At 43.5% G+C, this 15,960-nt stretch carries 19 protein-coding genes; 5 read left to right on the top strand and 14 right to left on the bottom strand.

Annotated features, from left to right (window positions below; genetic code table 11):
• The 4 genes from RZO55_RS03500 to RZO55_RS03485 all read left to right on the top strand — a co-directional run bounded on the left by RZO55_RS03500 (nt 1) and on the right by RZO55_RS03485 (nt 4,653).
• Nucleotides 1-1,155 (top strand): trans-sulfuration enzyme family protein, encoded by a 1,155-nt coding sequence (locus tag RZO55_RS03500; protein ID WP_318062951.1) that lies wholly within the window; start codon nt 1-3, stop codon nt 1,153-1,155.
• Nucleotides 1,148-2,332 carry a MalY/PatB family protein gene (locus RZO55_RS03495; RefSeq protein ID WP_318062897.1) on the top strand — a complete coding sequence of 395 codons (1,185 nt, stop codon included), beginning with the start codon at nt 1,148-1,150 and terminating at the stop codon, nt 2,330-2,332. Before RZO55_RS03500 ends, RZO55_RS03495 begins: the two co-directional genes overlap by 8 nt.
• A gap of 112 nt (nt 2,333-2,444) precedes the next feature.
• Nucleotides 2,445-3,377: a cysteine synthase A gene (cysK, locus tag RZO55_RS03490; RefSeq protein ID WP_318062896.1), complete on the top strand. Its 933-nt coding sequence runs from the start codon at nt 2,445-2,447 to the stop codon at nt 3,375-3,377.
• A gap of 118 nt (nt 3,378-3,495) precedes the next feature.
• Nucleotides 3,496-4,653 carry a M20/M25/M40 family metallo-hydrolase gene (locus RZO55_RS03485; RefSeq protein WP_318062895.1) on the top strand — a complete coding sequence of 386 codons (1,158 nt, stop codon included), beginning with the start codon at nt 3,496-3,498 and terminating at the stop codon, nt 4,651-4,653.
• On the opposite strand, the gene RZO55_RS03480 is transcribed toward RZO55_RS03485, so the two are convergent.
• The 14 genes from RZO55_RS03480 to RZO55_RS03415 form a co-directional block, all read right to left on the bottom strand.
• On the bottom strand, nt 4,619-5,332 hold the full coding sequence (locus RZO55_RS03480) for an acylneuraminate cytidylyltransferase family protein (protein WP_318062894.1): 714 nt from the start codon (nt 5,330-5,332) through the stop codon (nt 4,619-4,621). The genes RZO55_RS03485 and RZO55_RS03480 overlap by 35 nt on opposite strands.
• On the bottom strand, nt 5,332-6,495 hold the full coding sequence (neuC, locus tag RZO55_RS03475) for a UDP-N-acetylglucosamine 2-epimerase (protein WP_318062893.1): 1,164 nt from the start codon (nt 6,493-6,495) through the stop codon (nt 5,332-5,334). The genes RZO55_RS03480 and neuC overlap by 1 nt, the downstream gene beginning before the upstream one ends.
• Complete coding sequence (gene neuB / locus RZO55_RS03470) at nt 6,492-7,487, bottom strand: N-acetylneuraminate synthase (protein ID WP_318062892.1); 996 nt, start codon at nt 7,485-7,487, stop codon at nt 6,492-6,494. Before neuB ends, neuC begins: the two co-directional genes overlap by 4 nt.
• The gene (locus tag RZO55_RS03465; RefSeq protein WP_318062891.1) at nt 7,480-8,127 is read right to left on the bottom strand and encodes an acetyltransferase; all 648 of its coding nucleotides are present in this window, start codon (nt 8,125-8,127) and stop codon (nt 7,480-7,482) included. The genes neuB and RZO55_RS03465 overlap by 8 nt, the downstream gene beginning before the upstream one ends.
• Nucleotides 8,124-9,170 carry a nucleotidyltransferase family protein gene (locus RZO55_RS03460; RefSeq protein WP_318062890.1) on the bottom strand — a complete coding sequence of 349 codons (1,047 nt, stop codon included), beginning with the start codon at nt 9,168-9,170 and terminating at the stop codon, nt 8,124-8,126. The genes RZO55_RS03465 and RZO55_RS03460 overlap by 4 nt, the downstream gene beginning before the upstream one ends.
• A 21-nt stretch (nt 9,171-9,191) precedes the next feature.
• A complete protein-coding gene (locus RZO55_RS03455; RefSeq protein ID WP_318062889.1) occupies nt 9,192-10,340 on the bottom strand; it encodes a LegC family aminotransferase in 1,149 nt (382 codons plus the stop codon).
• 22 nt (nt 10,341-10,362) lie between these two features.
• On the bottom strand, nt 10,363-11,343 hold the full coding sequence (locus tag RZO55_RS03450; protein WP_318062888.1) for an NAD-dependent 4,6-dehydratase LegB: 981 nt from the start codon (nt 11,341-11,343) through the stop codon (nt 10,363-10,365).
• Nucleotides 11,340-11,588, bottom strand: coding sequence for a hypothetical protein (locus RZO55_RS03445; RefSeq protein WP_318062887.1), 249 nt, complete (start codon nt 11,586-11,588; stop codon nt 11,340-11,342). The genes RZO55_RS03450 and RZO55_RS03445 overlap by 4 nt, the downstream gene beginning before the upstream one ends.
• A gap of 14 nt (nt 11,589-11,602) precedes the next feature.
• On the bottom strand, nt 11,603-11,899 hold the full coding sequence (locus tag RZO55_RS03440; RefSeq protein WP_318062886.1) for a hypothetical protein: 297 nt from the start codon (nt 11,897-11,899) through the stop codon (nt 11,603-11,605).
• Nucleotides 11,896-12,132, bottom strand: a complete 237-nt coding sequence (locus RZO55_RS03435; protein ID WP_318062885.1) for a hypothetical protein — start codon at nt 12,130-12,132, stop codon at nt 11,896-11,898. The genes RZO55_RS03440 and RZO55_RS03435 overlap by 4 nt, the downstream gene beginning before the upstream one ends.
• 120 nt (nt 12,133-12,252) lie before the next feature.
• Nucleotides 12,253-12,417 (bottom strand): hypothetical protein, encoded by a 165-nt coding sequence (locus RZO55_RS03430; RefSeq protein ID WP_318062884.1) that lies wholly within the window; start codon nt 12,415-12,417, stop codon nt 12,253-12,255.
• Between the two features lie 30 nt (nt 12,418-12,447).
• Nucleotides 12,448-14,178, bottom strand: coding sequence for a motility associated factor glycosyltransferase family protein (locus RZO55_RS03425; protein ID WP_318062883.1), 1,731 nt, complete (start codon nt 14,176-14,178; stop codon nt 12,448-12,450).
• A 41-nt stretch (nt 14,179-14,219) separates the two neighbouring features.
• On the bottom strand, nt 14,220-14,510 hold the full coding sequence (locus RZO55_RS03420; protein WP_318062882.1) for a hypothetical protein: 291 nt from the start codon (nt 14,508-14,510) through the stop codon (nt 14,220-14,222).
• Between the two features lie 63 nt (nt 14,511-14,573).
• A complete protein-coding gene (locus RZO55_RS03415; protein WP_318062881.1) occupies nt 14,574-14,858 on the bottom strand; it encodes a hypothetical protein in 285 nt (94 codons plus the stop codon).
• 188 nt (nt 14,859-15,046) lie between these two features.
• Between RZO55_RS03415 and RZO55_RS03410 the strand changes: the two genes are divergently transcribed.
• Nucleotides 15,047-15,943 carry an ABC transporter substrate-binding protein gene (locus tag RZO55_RS03410; RefSeq protein ID WP_318062880.1) on the top strand — a complete coding sequence of 299 codons (897 nt, stop codon included), beginning with the start codon at nt 15,047-15,049 and terminating at the stop codon, nt 15,941-15,943.
• The last annotated feature ends 17 nt before the right edge of the window (nt 15,944-15,960 follow it).

Here is a 15,960-nt window from a genome sequence, read left to right as displayed (position 1 = left end):
ATGAATTATGGAATTTCAACAAAATGTTTATATGGTGACGGAGCTGAGAATTTGGTTGATCAATCCGGAGCAATCAGTTTTCCCATTTATCAGACTGCCACCTTCGCTCATAAAGGAGTGGGAGAGGGAACCGGATACGATTACAGCCGCCTGCAGAACCCCACAAGGGAACATTTGGAGAAGATTGTGGCTTCTTTGGAATATGGCGTGGATGCTCTGGCGTTTTCCAGCGGAATGGCAGCCATTACTGCACTTATGGAGCTGTTTGCACCGGGTGACCATATTATTACTGACTGTGATCTGTATGGAGGAAGTATCCGGCTGTTTGATAATATCAGCAAAAAGAACGGTATAATTATAGACTCCGTGGACTGTTCCAATTCCTCTTACCATAAAGTAGAAGAACTGATTGATAAAAATACAAGGGCTGTTTTCATTGAAACACCTACCAACCCCATGATGAATGTGACTGACATTGAGGAGATTGCTAAAATCACCAGAAAACATGGGATTCTCCTGATTGTAGATAATACGTTTATGTCTCCTTATTTTCAGAATCCTTTAAAACTGGGAGCAGACCTGGTGGTTCACAGCGGAACCAAGTATCTGGGAGGACATAACGATACCATAGCAGGTTTTCTTGTGACTTCTTCTGCTGATATAGCCGAAAGACTTCGCTTTATTATAAAAACAGTGGGTTCCGGACTGGCTCCCTTTGACAGCTGGCTGATTCTGCGGGGAATCAAGACTCTGGCTGTCCGTATGAAGCAGGCTGAGAAGAATGCCAAAGATCTGGTGGAGTGGCTGAAAAATGAGAAAAAAGTGAAGAAGATTTATTATCCTGGTTTTTCGGACCATCCGGGACATGAGATCTGTAAGAAACAGGCGGAAGGCTTTGGGTGTATGGTGACCTTTGAAGTGGAGTCAAAGGAGCTTGCCCACAGGATATTAAAGAGTGTACGTCTGATCCGGTTTGCAGAGAGTCTTGGAGGTGTGGAAACACTGATTACCTATCCAATCACTCAGACTCATGCAGATGTACCGGCGGCTGTTCTGGCTGCCAATGGGATCACAGACCGGATCTTAAGACTTTCGGTAGGAATTGAGGATGTACAGGACTTAATAAATGAATTGGAGCGGGTATTTCATGAGTAAAGAACGAATTGATTTTGATGAACGGATAGACAGAATTAATACAAGCTGTATTAAATATGATTTTGCAGCTGAGAGAGGAAAGCCGGAAGGAATCCTGCCGCTCTGGGTAGCAGATATGGATTTTAAAGTACCACAGCCTGTGCTTGATGCACTGAAAGATCGTGTGGAGCATGGAATTTTCGGATACAGTGAGGGAAAAGAAGCCTACTTTGATGCAGTAAAGGGCTGGATGATGCGCCGCCACGGCTGGAGCATTGAGAGAAACTGGCTGGTAAAAACACCGGGGGTGGTTTTCGCTCTTGCCATGGCAGTGAAAGCATACACAAAACCGGGAGACGGTATCATGATTCAGCAGCCTGTTTATTATCCTTTCAGTGAAGTGATCAAAGATAACGGCAGAAAGATTGTTGATAATACCTTATATCTGGGCGAAGATGGAATCTATCATATGGATCTGGATGATTTTGAGAAAAAGGCAGCAGAAAATCAGGTAAAACTGTTTTTCCTATGCAGTCCCCATAATCCGGTGGGAAGAGTATGGACCAGTAAAGAGCTGACCCGCCTTGGCGGGATTTGTGAGCGCCTTGATATAATCGTTGTAAGCGATGAGATTCATCAGGACTTTGTGTTTAAGGGAGAGCATCAGGTGTTCGCAGCGATCAGTGATAAGTTCAGAAACCGTACGATTACCTGTACTGCTCCAAGTAAAACTTTTAATGTCGCAGGACTTCAGATCTCGAATATATTTATTTCAAATCCGGAGCTAAGGCGTAAATTCAAAAAAGAAATCGCTGCCTCCGGATACAGCCAGTTAAACGCTTTGGGGTTAACTGCCTGTGAAGCTGCATACCGGTATGGGGAGAGCTGGCATGATCAGCTGATTGAGTATTTAAAAGAGAATGTCCGGTTTGTGCACAATTACTTAAAAGAAAATCTGCCTGAAATTAAATTGATTGAACCAGATGGAACTTACCTCATATGGCTGGATTTCCGGGGATTAGGACTAAGTGAACAGGAACGGGAAGATCTGATTGTAAAGAAAGCAGGTCTGTGGCTGGACAGCGGTGCCATGTTTGGACCGGTTGGAGAAGGCTTTGAACGGATCAATATTGCCTGTCCCCGGTCTGTTATCGTGGAAGCACTGAATAAATTAACAGCTGCAATTAAAAATTTATAAATCTTTGAAAAAGGTATTGACACAATTCTCATTGTGCTTTAATATAATTGTATCATATAAACATATTAAAACTGTAGGTATAAATGAATAACAAAAAATGGAGGTTAAGGATATGGGATCAATTAAGGAAAGTGCAGTAGAACTCATTGGAGGAACACCAATACTGAAAATTAGCCGTTATAGTGCAGCTGAAGGAGTGGAAGGGGTTACGCTTCTGGCAAAGCTGGAATATTTAAATCCAGCCGGATCAGTAAAGGATCGGATTGCTTTAGCCATGATTGAAGATGCAGAGGAAAAAGGGATTTTAAAACCGGGAGCTACCATCATTGAACCAACTTCCGGTAATACAGGAATTGGTCTTGCTGCGGTAGCGGCAGCCAAGGGATATAAAACAATTTTGACACTTCCAGATACCATGAGTGTGGAAAGAAGAAATCTTTTAAAAGCATATGGTGCAGAGCTGGTACTTACAGAAGGTGCCAGGGGAATGAAAGGTGCCATAGAAAAAGCAGATGAATTAAAGGCCTCCATAGAAGGCTCCGTAATATTAGGACAGTTCGTAAACCCTGCCAATCCAAAAGTGCATAAAGAGACAACAGGGCCGGAGATATGGGAACAGACAGACGGAAACGTTGACATCTTTATTGCAGGTGTAGGTACAGGCGGAACGGTTACTGGCGTCGGAGCATATTTAAAGGAAAAGAACCCGGATGTAAGGATCGTTGCAGTGGAACCGGCAAGCAGCCCTGTACTTAGCGGTGGAAAACCAGGACCACATAAGATTCAGGGAATCGGAGCAGGATTTGTACCGGAGGTACTCAATACTGCAGTATACGATGAAGTAATTACTATTGAAAATGAGGATTCATTTAAAGAAGGCAAGACGTTTGCAGTTACAGAAGGAATCCTGGTGGGTATTTCTTCCGGAGCGGCATTAAAGGCTGCTAAACTGATAGCAAAAAGACCTGAGAATCAGGGAAAGACCATTGTGGTATTACTTCCCGACTCTGGTGACCGGTATTTATCCACTCCTTTGTTCGGATAATAAAACAAATAATATCTGCCTAATAAAACGGCTGGCTATGAGATATTCTTATTGCCAGTTGTTTTTTATTGGCAATAAGAATATAATAAATGCAAAATAATCCCAGGCAGGTGAAAAAATGATTAACAGGAACAGGCTGGTCAGCCAATTTAAGACAATGGTGGAATTTGATTCAGAAACGTATCATGAGAGAGAAATAGCAGATTATCTTACTCAGGAGCTAAAGAATCTGGGCTTTGAAGTAACAGAGGATGATGCGGGTAACTGCCTGAAGGAACAGAACGCAGAGTATGGAAGCCAGATCCCTGCGGGAAATCTATATGGCTGTTTAAAAGGAAATACGGCTGGGGAGCCGGTTCTTTTCTCTGCTCATATGGATACAGTCAGACCGGGAGTCGCAAAGCGTGCAGTGGAAGGAAAAGACGGCGTAATTACTTCTGAGGGAGATACAGTGCTGGGAGCAGATGATCTTTCCGGCATTGCGGCAATACTGGAAGCGGTCCGTGTCATAAAGGAAAAGGACATCCCCCATCCGGATATTGAAGTTTTATTTCCAGTTGCGGAAGAAAACTATGGAAAAGGAAGTCAGCTGGCAGATTATTCACGCATTCAGGCCAGACAGGCATACGTGTTTGATTTAAGCGGTGAGATTGGGAATGCAGCGCTTGCGGCCCCCACTCTTTTATCATTTCAGATCAACGTGATCGGAAAGAAATCCCATGCCGGTTTCTGTCCCCAGCTGGGAGTGAATGCCATAGAGATTGCGGCTGCAGCTATCTCCCGCATAAAACAGGGCTGGACAGATAAAGAGACAACCGTAAACATCGGAAAGATAAGCGGAGGAGTCCAGGGGAATATCGTATCCGATGAGTGCACTTTAATTGGTGAAATCAGAAGCTTAAGAGACAGCCGCGCTATGGAAGAATGGGATAAGTTAAAAAAGGTCTTTGAAGAAGCGGCTGTCTGCAGCCGAGGTAGCGTTAAACTTTTGTATGAAAAGCAGATCGAAGCGTATGAAATCAAGGAAGAGGAAGAAGTAGTGATACGTTTTAAGAAAGTCTGCGATGCCATGGGAATAAAAGCGGTCACCCATAAGACATTGGGGGGGAGTGATAACAACCATTTTGTACACAATGGGATCAGGGGCATTGTGGTTGCCTGCGGTATGAATGAGGTGCATACCACAAGTGAATATACCACAATCGACCAGCTGGAAAAGAGTGCGCTTCTGGCTCTGGGACTTATGACAGCGGGAGAACCGGACCATTTTGTATAAGCAGTTTCGCAAGATAAAACTCATATATATCATCAATATCCAGGGAATGAATGGGATCCATAAAATACGGAAACGTTTTCCCGCTGTAAAAATTCCTGCATTTTAAATAGCTGGGGACGGATGTAAGGTAGATGGCACCGTTGATCCTAAAGCCAGACTTTACATCCTGTCTTCTTATTTGATTCTTTAAGAATTCTGGAACTTTTATTTCCCCGCCTTCAGTAATAGCAACAGACAGATAGCACATACAATCAAAAGGACAGACACTGATCACGGAATCTGCCTGTTTCTCAAACAGGAGCGATACACTTTCCAGGATATGTTTTTCGTCTCTGAGAGGAGATGTAGGCTGGAGCAGCATGAAATAATCATATTCCTTCCCAATTCGCTTCATTTCTGTGAGTGCGTGTACGATTACATCACTGGTAGCAGCTTCATCACCAGACAAGTGGGACGGTCTGAGAAACGGAATTGTGGCTCCAAGCTTTGCAGCGATCTGCTGATAAAGACCGGAATCCGTTGACACAAGGATATCATCGAATAATCCTGTTTTTTTGCAGGCATCAATGGTATATCCCATTAATGGTTTTCCATTCAGTTCTTTTATATTCTTATCCCTGATTCCCTTTGAACCGCTTCTGGCCGGTATTACTGCGAGAAACCTTTTATTTTGAAACATTACATCCTCCAGTCCATATCATAGAATTCTTTCTCTAAATGAATGCCCGCCTCAAAGGCTTCTTTAATATGAGTGAGGATTTTTTTGCTGGTATCGGGGCAATCATAGGGATTATCCGCTACATGATGTTCCAGGTTTAAGTTCATTGCCTGGGAAATTGCAGCACAGATGTCATCAGCTTTTGTGTCACAGCTGATGACAGAGGCGGGTTTTACTCTGCCTTTTTGCCGGAGACCGATATCTACGGACGGCACATGAAGAGCAGGGGCTTCCAGGATTCCGCTGGAAGAGTTTCCGATTACAATGCAGCTTATGCTCATCAGGCTTAGATAGCGAAGAGAGCCCAAAGAATCGACGAAGAACGCCCGCTCCGGATGCTTTGCGGCATAGGAGACCGCCATTTCGTTGATCTGATTTCCACCTGCATCGGAGTTGCTTCCGGTAAATATGGAAAATAGCCCTGGAAAGGCTTCCAGAGCATCTAAAAGAGGCTGAAACTGGTCCGTAACACAAAAAGGGTCCAGTGTAGCCGGATGGTATGTGACAAGGGAAAAAGGGGCATGCAGAGGGGTATTGAGAGATTCCTCCAGCTGTTCTTTTGACAGAAATGTAAGCGCCTTAAGCCGTTCAATGCCAAGTGCGCCTACGTTAAATACCCGGTCAGGTGATTCCCCCAGCTGTATGACCCGTTTTCGGTAATCAATGGTACTGGTGAAATGAAGATAGCTCATCTTTGTAATACTGTGGCGCATACAATCGTCCCAGGCACCCTGAGTCAGCTCTCCCCCGTGAATATGGGCGATTGGGATCTTACATAGTACTGCAGCCCCTGCGGCTGCAAATATCTCATAACGGTCCCCAAGAAGCACTATCATATCCGGTTTTAACCGTTCATAGGCGCTGGAGAGACCAATCAGCTCCAGACCCATGGATTTACAGATACCAAAGGCAGAATTGCTGGCCAGATTCATTTCCACTGTTTCATCAATTTCAAATCCATCCTGTTCCATAGTCTGATAATCCAGTCCGTACCTGGAATCCAGATGGGTTCCGGTAACCAGAAGCTGGAGTTTAAAATCCAGGTCTTCCTTAATTTTGCGGATTAATGGAACCAGCAGCCCGTATTCAGCCCGGCTCCCTGTTACCACACATAGTCTGATCATTCCCTGATTATTTCATCCTTTCTATAGTCTCTGCCTGCAGGTTTGCCCAGTATCCGGGGAAGTTCCATGGGAGAAATTCCCAAAGAACAGCGTCTGGCACAGAGATTTTCCATGGTATATGGCTCACCTCTTTTAATCTCCTTTGCAGCAACAAGAAATTTTCTCACTTGATCCCGGTTTTTAAGTTCTTCTTGTGCGGGAGCTTTTATTCCGCTTCCCATTGCTTTTTCGATGTTTCTCACACTATCTGCCATTTGCTTGAATTCGTCCGGCTCAAGACTCATTTTGTGGTCCGGTCCAGGCATGGTCTTATCAAGCGTCATATGCTTTTCAATGACGCAGGCACCCAGAGCAGCCGCAGCCACCGCAACCTCAATTCCTGCAGTGTGGTCTGAGTAACCTGTCTTTCTGTGAAACGTATCTCTCAGAGTCACCATTGCATTTAAATTCACATCCTCCATAGGAGTGGGATAGATGCTGGAACAGTGCAAAAGTGTAATATCCTGTCCCCCTGCATCAAGGAGATTTAACGCATCCCGGATCTCCTTTGGAGTGGACATTCCGGTGGATAAGATTACCGGCTTTTTTAGTTCTGCTGCTTTTTTCAGATAACTGTAGTCCGTTATCTCTCCGGATGGTATTTTAATGACCTCCATACCCAGGTGGTCTAAATATTCCATACTCTCTTCATCAAATGGAGAGGAGAGGAATTGAATTCTCCGGTATGCGCAGTACTGATAGAGAAATGTAAAATCCGATCGGGACAATTCCAGTTCCTTTAACATTTCATATTGGGAGTTATTTTTTCCTGTATTGCGGGACTGATAATCTGCTTTTTTTGCATCAGGGAGAGCCAATAGCTCTGCACAGAAGGTCTGAAATTTAACTGCATCTGCGCCAGCGGCACATGCGGCATCCACCAGCTTTCTGGCAATTTCCAGACTGCCGTTATGATTTACTCCGGCTTCCGCTATTATCATAATCTTATTCATAACGACCAACCTCCCTTACCGGACTGCCATAAGCCAGACTGTTGGAAGAAACATCACAAAGAACCAGGCTCCCTGCGCCAATCATGGAATTATTTCCTATGGCAATGTTCTGGATTACTGTACTTCCGGCACCGATATGGGTATGATTCCCGACAGTTGTATTTCCGCAGAGAATGCAGCCAGGTGCTGCATGGGAAAAACTGCCAAGCTTACACCCGTGCTCCACGATCGATCCGCTGTTAATGATGCAGCCGTCTCCCAGTATGACTCCACAACCAATGACAGCTCCTTTTCCAATAAAAATCCCTTCACCCATTTTCAGATCAGGGGATAATACTGCACTTTTATCAATGATGCACGGCAGATGAAAGCCGATGGCTCTGCATTCCTCGAAGAGCCGGATTCTAGTCTTAGGGTTTCCGATACTTCCAATAGCAATAACGGCACTGCGGATGCCCCTGCGGTAAATATCCGGAAGCAGTTCATCGGTTCCCAGTACCATGATGCCGGAGACAGTCATACCTCTGCTCTTATCGCTGTCCAGGATCCCCTCGATATCATAATCCCCTTTGGAACGAATGGTATCAATCACACTTTCTGCATGGCCGCCGCCCCCAAGCAGAACCAGTTTTTTTTTCATAATTTCATTTTCTCTGTCATTTTTTTCATTTCACTAAATTCCCCCATATCAAGCCATGTGCTGTCCATAACCGGGTAGGCCCCCACCTTCTCTTCATTTTTCATGCACAGGCGGATCAGATCCGGCATGTCAAATGGTGAGTCTTCAGGGATATATTTTAAAATATTTTGTTCCAGAACATAGAAACCTGTACTGACCAGAAATTCATAATTAGGTTTTTCATTTAATGACTGAATACAGCCGTTTTCATCTAAGGAGATCACCCCGTAAGGAATCTCGTAATTTTTCATGGCTGTTACAACCGTGATCTGATTTTTGCTTTTTTTATGGTATTGAAGAAGCTTTGTATAATTCATATCAACCAGAATATCGCAGTTGCTTAAAAAAAAGCTGCCCGCTAACTGGTCCTTTACAAGAGTTAAGGCGCCTGCGGTACCAAGAGGTCTTGTTTCCTCTACAAAGTGAAGATGATAGCGATGATCACCATTAAAATACGCCTTAATCAATTCCTTCCTGTAATTAACAGTGAAATAAAACTCCGTAAATCCATAGGAGATCATCTGATTCATAATCCGTTCCACAATCGGTGTATCTCCGATGGGAATTAAAGGCTTTGGAATTATTTTTGTATAAGGGTAGAGTCTTGAGCCCTTCCCCCCAGCCATGATAACAACCGGAGTTTTCTTTTTCCTTAAAGTGTTTTTCTTATCTGGCTGGAGCTCATTCCAAAAGAGTATATCAATGACCTGGCCGCTGTCGTTGATCAGGGGAAGCCCTTCAATCTGCTTCTCTCTCATGATTTTCAGAGCATCAGAGTATTGGCTTTTTTTGATGAAAATAGGAGAGGGGTTCATAATATGGCGGACCGGCATGGATAAATCTTTATTTTTTAAGATCCACCTTCGTATATCTCCATCTGTGATCACTCCTGCCAGCTTATTGTCGTGAATAACCAGCAGAATTTTTTTTGCTGTTTCATCCAGCTGCCGGATCGCATCTTTGATTGGAAGGTCCGGCCCGACAAAGAATTTTTCCACGTTCATGCCAATCCCTCCTTCTGGTTGTCAGTTTCTTTTTATGGCTTCCGTAACAAAGTCTATATTTTTCTCTGTTAAGTTAACACTGCAGGGCAGATTTAGAATGCGTCTTTGATAGTAGGGCGCTTTTTCTATATAATAGGTCTGGCAGCCCTGATATATGGTCTGGGTGTGGTTCAGTTTCCAGACAGGTCTTGTCTCAATTCCCGCCTCTTTCAGATGTTTCATAAGAGTATCTTTTTTCAGATTTTTGTTGGTCAGCAGAAGAGAGTAGAACCAGTGGTTATTCCTGGCATTTTCATTAAATGGAATCAGTTCGGCGTCAGGAAATGATTGCAGCGCCTCCCTGTAATAGTCGTAATTCTTTATTTTGATGTCAATATAATTCTCCAGACATTCTAACTGTCCTACCCCAAGAGCAGCCTGCAGATTGGTCATCCGGTAATTGAAACCAATATGATTGTGGATATAGCGAAGGGGATCATCCTTTGCCTGGGCTGCCAGATAGGCGCATTTTCTCACGTCTTCATCTTTTCTTGCTGTTACCATACCACCGCCGCCGGTTGTAATGATCTTATTTCCGTTAAAAGAATAGGCTCCGAAATCGCCTATGGTACCTGCATATCTCCCATGAAAGCTCCCTTTTGTATATTTGGTGCCCAGTGCTTCTGTGGCATCCTCGATCAGCTTTAAACCATACTCATCAGCCAGCCTCGCAAGAGTCTCCATATCTGCCATATTTCCAAAGATATGAACAGCTATAATTGCCGTGATCAGACGTTTGGACTGGTTATTTCGAAGACCAAGAGAAGTTTTTGTACATTCCTTTTTTAAAAAATTCTCTAATTTTTCACAATCAATATTCAGCGAGTCGTCACAGTCCATGAAAACAGGTTCTGCACCCACGTATTTCACTGGATTAACCGCTGCGATAAATGTCAGGGTGGGGACGATCACTTCCTGGCCCGGTTTTACACCGGAAAGCAGTAAAGACAGATGGAGAGCAGCCGTGCCGCTCTGCACCGCAGCTGTTTTTTCCACCTTTAAATAATCAGCCATTTCCTGTTCAAATCTGGTTACATAGCTTCCGGATGCAGAGACCCAGCCGTTTAAAACCGCCTCATCTATATATTTTTTTTCATTGCCTTTTATAACAGGCACAGATAGGGAAATCATAAGGAGCCTCCTGCCGTTTTTATTAGATATTGTATCGGTCTGTCCGGTACCGCTTTAAATTATTTTTCATCCAGCGTATGGTTTCTTCAAGACCCTGGGATAAGGTGTATTGCTGTTTCCAGAAAGTCAGGGCTTTCAGCTTTTCATTTGATCCCAGAAGTCTGGTCACTTCGCTTTTATCCGGGCGCAGCCGTTCGCTTTCACAAAGGATTTCGGCTTTTGGATTAATCTGGCGGATCAGTTCTAAAGCAAGATCTCCGATTGAGATTTCCGTTCCGCTTGCAATGTTGATTTCCTCGCCTATGGTATGTTCCGAGGCTTCAATTTCAATAAAGCCATTAACTGTGTCTTTTACATAGTTAAAATCTCTGGTGGGGGAAAGGCTTCCAAGATGAATTTCTTCCATACCTGCTAAAAGCTGGCTGATGATTGTGGGAATGACAGCCCTTGCTGACTGCCTGGGCCCGAAGGTATTAAATGGGCGGACAATGGTGACAGGAAGAGAAAAGCTCCGGTAGAATGCTTCAGCCAGACGGTCTGCACCTATTTTCGTGGCGGAGTAAGGAGACTGGGCTTTTAATGGATGAGATTCATCTATGGGAACGTAATCAGCGCTGCCGTAGACTTCAGAGGTGGAGGTGATTAAAACTCTGCCGGTATTACAACCTCTTGCGGCCTGCAAAACATTTAAAGTTCCCTTCACATTGGTATCCACATAGGAATCAGGGGATACATAGCTGTATGGGATGGCGATCAGTGCAGCTAAGTGAAACACGCAGTCCACCCCGGAGACGGCGGCTCTTACTCCGTTTGGATCTCTGATGTCTCCGCTTTGTATTTCAATTTCTTCCTTTATATGCTCTGGAAGAGTATCCAGCCAGCCGAAGGTACCAAAGGAGTTATAATAGGCAAAGGCCTTTACCTGATATCCACGGGTAACCAGCTCCTGCGTCAGATGGCTTCCAATAAAACCGTCAGCTCCGGTAACCAGTGCCTTTTTCATGAAATCCCTCCTTCGTGATGATTGTCAAATACCTTAATTCGATAGGTTACAGTACTGTCAGAGACGGGAAAGTAAAATTCTCCATACCTGTTTGTCTGGGTGAAATTCAAATAAACCCCTTCCCAGTCTTCCTCCATCCGTTCTTCATTAAATACCTGTACCATTCGTTCCAGAATGATGATGGCTCCCCTGGCAGGAATACGGTTCCTGTAGCGGACCATTCCTTTTATAATTGCATGTGCCATGATATTTACCCTACCTAACTGGTGAGAACCGGTTCGTAGATATCGAACCGGTAATTGATCTCAGGATTCTTTTCTGCTGCAATGGCAAATTCTCCAAACTGATTGGTTATTACATAACCAAGGTCTTTTTCTCCCCAGGCGGCCACTGCTGTAATCAGAACGACAGCACCCTCCAGAGCTTCACAGCGGGAATTAAAAACAGTACCTGTCAACAGTACATCACAGAAGGATTCCAAGGTAATAGCAGCCTGGGCAATGTTCCTGTTATTGAAGCTTTTCGGTGTTATGATAAGTTCCGTATAACTGCTCATGAAATCTCCTCCTTTTTGTTCGTGATTAACGGAGCGAAGACCGAAAGCTCATATTTCATATCAGGCTGTGCTTCCAATGAAATGACATAGCGTCCGGCCTCATCCGTAATTGTATAGCCAAGAAGTGCCGCAGTGTGATTTACCATGTCTACCTGTGTGATCTGTACGGCAGCCCCGCCACAGGGACGTTGATTTAAGCAGTAAACAGTCCCCTTTATGATTTGATAGTTCATTTGGCTAAGGTGAAAATTAAAATGATTTTCTCTGCAGGGCAGAAGCCTGGAACCTCTTATGGTAAAAGAAGCTTTTTTATTAAAGTCCATGGTTTCAGTTCGCCCCCTTTCATTTCTTCCTTAATCGTTCTGGGTATAAATGGTTACATTCAATTGCTGATTGTCCCTGGTATCATCAGCGCTGATAATATTCCCTTCCTGTTCTTTTCCGTTAACAATCATTTTGGATACTTTCTTTTCCTCATAATTGTTCTTAATTGTTTCAAATTGGTTTTTGTCTTCCATTTTTATTTCCTCAGATTTCCATAGGATTTACTAAACTATATGCGAATGGTAGAATTCTGATACCGTTGAATCAATAGTATCTCTTACCTCTGCAAGTATTTTATTCAGATGTTCTAAGTATTCCTTGAAAAACGCAGCCTGGTATTGAAGATCGGAAGTCAGCTTGTCATAATCCGTTGCCGTCATATGATTGTTTCTTTCTTTCATCTCATAGAGAAATTCAGTAACATATCCGCTTAAATACTGGCTGTAGAGGTGGTTCTCAAAATTATTTACAATTTGCAGGATATAAAGGATTCTCTGAAGATCAATATCATCTTCATCAACGTCCACAAGGGATTTCGAGTTGTTTTCAGAAATAATGATCTGGCATAATTCCAGTCCCTCACTGGTTCTGGTCAGATATTCATTGAGGAAATCCAATAAGGTATCAATTGTCTTCTCTGCACACAGACTCAGTTCATGGTCCGGCAGGCAGGCGTGTTTTTTGCCTGAGTAGGAACCGTTTTCCAGTATTTCACTCAGCTCCTTGTGAGGTGCCCCTTTAATCTCAGCTCCATAGGAACAGTTGATGAATCGCACACGTGGCTGGTCTTTGTAACGGCTGATATAATACTCCAGATTTCGTCTGAAGGAATCCAGAGTTATGGTAGTTCCAGTCAGATTGCCATGGATATCTTTTGTAAATATTTGTGTGTCATATCGGATACTGCTGTCATAAGGAAACAGTGCACTGTCTGCGTGATGCTTATTATTTGTGTGTGCAAAATCCTGCCCGACAAGAAGAATAGGAGAACAGCCAAGCATATTTGCGATGTCGATGCATGCATGTGATACGGATCCCCCGCAGTAGACGGCTTTTAAGTGTTCCATCCCTTTAATGGTATGAGAAAAAATGAGAGAGATCAGTATCTTTTCTCCCTTATACTCCTTAAGAAGATAGCGGTTGCTGTATTCATAAAAGGCCAGCGGCACGTTTAAATCCAAATGCTCTTTCATCATGTCGTAATTGGCATCTACCGGGTCAACGGACACGATCATATCGGGCATGATCCCATTTTGAACAAGAGCATTCACCGTTCTGCTTCCGGTTATGATAAAGTAATCCTTTAGTTTGTCTTTTTGCTTCATCATATCCTTTATATTTTGATCCAGCGAGGATCCGCCGGATACTATGATGGCAGGAACATCCGTGTTGGAGAACAAATATTTATGAATGGGAGTAGCCTGATCTGTTATTTTCATATTTGCAATCATATTCCTGATAAAAACATTTTTAAAGCGCTTGGCCAGATATACCTGAGAAGCAGCATTCATGATGGTCCAATCCAGGTGCTCAATCAACCGGTCGTGTTCTTTTTTATAAATTCTTTCGTAGTTTCCAAAGGCATGAAAATAGATATTGTTGATATTTTTATAGGAAATGCATTCATCAAATATCTGTTTCACCAGTTCTTCTTTATAAAAGACCAGATGGATTTGATCTCCTAAATCCGACGGAAACTGATTGAAAACGGAGCGGTTTGGTTCAAAGATGATGACTCTGTTTTGGGCGCAGAGACATTTTCTCAATTCATCTAAATAAGCTCCTGTATCTATGCCAAACAGAAAGATCAGCGAATCGAATTTCAATCCATCCAGGTTATCCAGAAGTTTATGAATCGCTTCCGCGTAATGTGTATTGTCCGCCAGATATTCATATGTCTTATCTTTTTTTATACGGCAGACCCGGTATCCATCAGAAGTTTTGATTTTTTTCATAGTTTCCTCCATAAGAAAAGTGGCTTAAGACCTTTGCTTGCCTATAAAGGTGAAAATGCCAGCAGCTGATACTGTCTGTAAGGGATTCGGGGCAGGGAGATCCCAAAAGTACCGTCAGCAAGAGAAAAGGTCACACCGGCCCGGATAACCCGGGATGGATCAGTAGAATCCAGGATGCGGATCTCAACAGCTGCATTCGGCAAAGGTTCCCCACCGGGAGTGTATACTGTTCCCGTGATAAACAGTAACGAATCACAGGCTAAAGCCACATCTGCAGTTACGATTCCGGAGCAGATTAACTGGCAGCCAGTGAAGCATATTTTAGACAACATACGATTGCCTCCTTATTAGAGGGGGGGGTCAAAAAAAGATAGCTCTGCCCCCCACCGTAGAATTTATTGAGCGTAGAATTTGAAAGTCAGATCTACACCAGCTCTGGTCGTAATGCCGTAAGTTGCATTTGCATCAGTAAATGTCAGCCCATCTGGTGTTGCAGTTGTCGGATTAGTACTCTCCCAGACAGCGACAGCGCCGCTTCTTAAAATCGTATTGCTAAAGACAGCAGTACCTCTGGTTAAAGCAAGTCCCCAGCTTGTAGTCGAAATCTTGACGGAAACAATAACTCCTGAAGCAACAGAAGCTCCTGTAACTGCTTTTGCAATTGGTCTATAGTTAGCCATGATAACGTCCCCCTTTTGTGTTTTAGAAATACGTATTTCTGATATATAGTATGTGCTTGTCAGAAAAATGTGAAAAATGGGACTTGCAGCCAGAGCGGCTGCAGGTTCAAAAGACATGCTGGCCGGCGAATTGCACCATCCTGCATGTCTTCTGCTGGTTATTTTGAAATTTTTTCTTCTGATTTAAAATGACCCGGCGTAAATCCAATGTAGATAAAATTATCTATAAGCCAATATCGGAAGACACCACCCGTGTATCCAGTATGAGAACCGGTGAATTTGATTTGATATCCAACATTCCCCCGGATCAGGTGGATGTACTTTCCGGAACAGATGGAGTCACGGTGGATTCCAAGCCAGGTACAACCATCAGTTGGATGGCTCTTCAGTCCGGACAGGGAAAACCCTTTGCAGATAAAAATGTGCGCCTTGCCCTGACCCACGCCATTGACCGTAAATTAATTGTAGAAAGCATTCTCGGTTCCGGTTCCCCTGCTTACTGGCCTGTAATGGAAGGCGTTACGGGTTACGATAAGGATTTGGAAAGCAAATACAACCAATATGATCCGGAGCTTGCAAAGAAGCTTTTAAAAGAAAGCAGCTACAAGGGAGAAGAAATCTATTTCATGGCTATTGATGGAAAGGTACCGCGTACAAAAGAGGTGCTTCAGGCGGTAATGTCCATGATGACTGAAGCAGGATTTAATGTAAAACTGGAAATCATGGAAGGCGCTACATTTGTAACCAAGCGCTCTGCCGGAGATTATGATATTGCATTTTCCAATGTATTTTACAACAACGGATCTCCATGGAGACATATGATTACACACTGGCTGTCCGATTTCTGCAATACCCAGCTTGAAAATCCTGAGATCACCTCTCTGTTAACAGAGGCCAGACAGACCATTGACAGAAGCAAGCAGGATGAACTGTTAAAGCAGGCGTTTTCACTGATGATGGAAGACGGAGGCCGTATGTGCTACTTCATCAATCTGGATACCATCAATGCTTATTCCAATAAGCTGAGCGGAGTCAAACTTTACAACGACACTATTATCGATCTTTCAAGAGTCATGAAAAACTAATCTATAACCAGGGGGTA

The organism is Clostridium boliviensis, assembly GCF_033342255.1.
Lineage (GTDB): Bacteria > Bacillota > Clostridia > Lachnospirales > Lachnospiraceae > Lacrimispora > Lacrimispora boliviensis.
The sequence above is the reverse complement of the archived record's forward strand: the minus strand, read 5'-3'. Positions and strand labels throughout refer to the sequence as shown.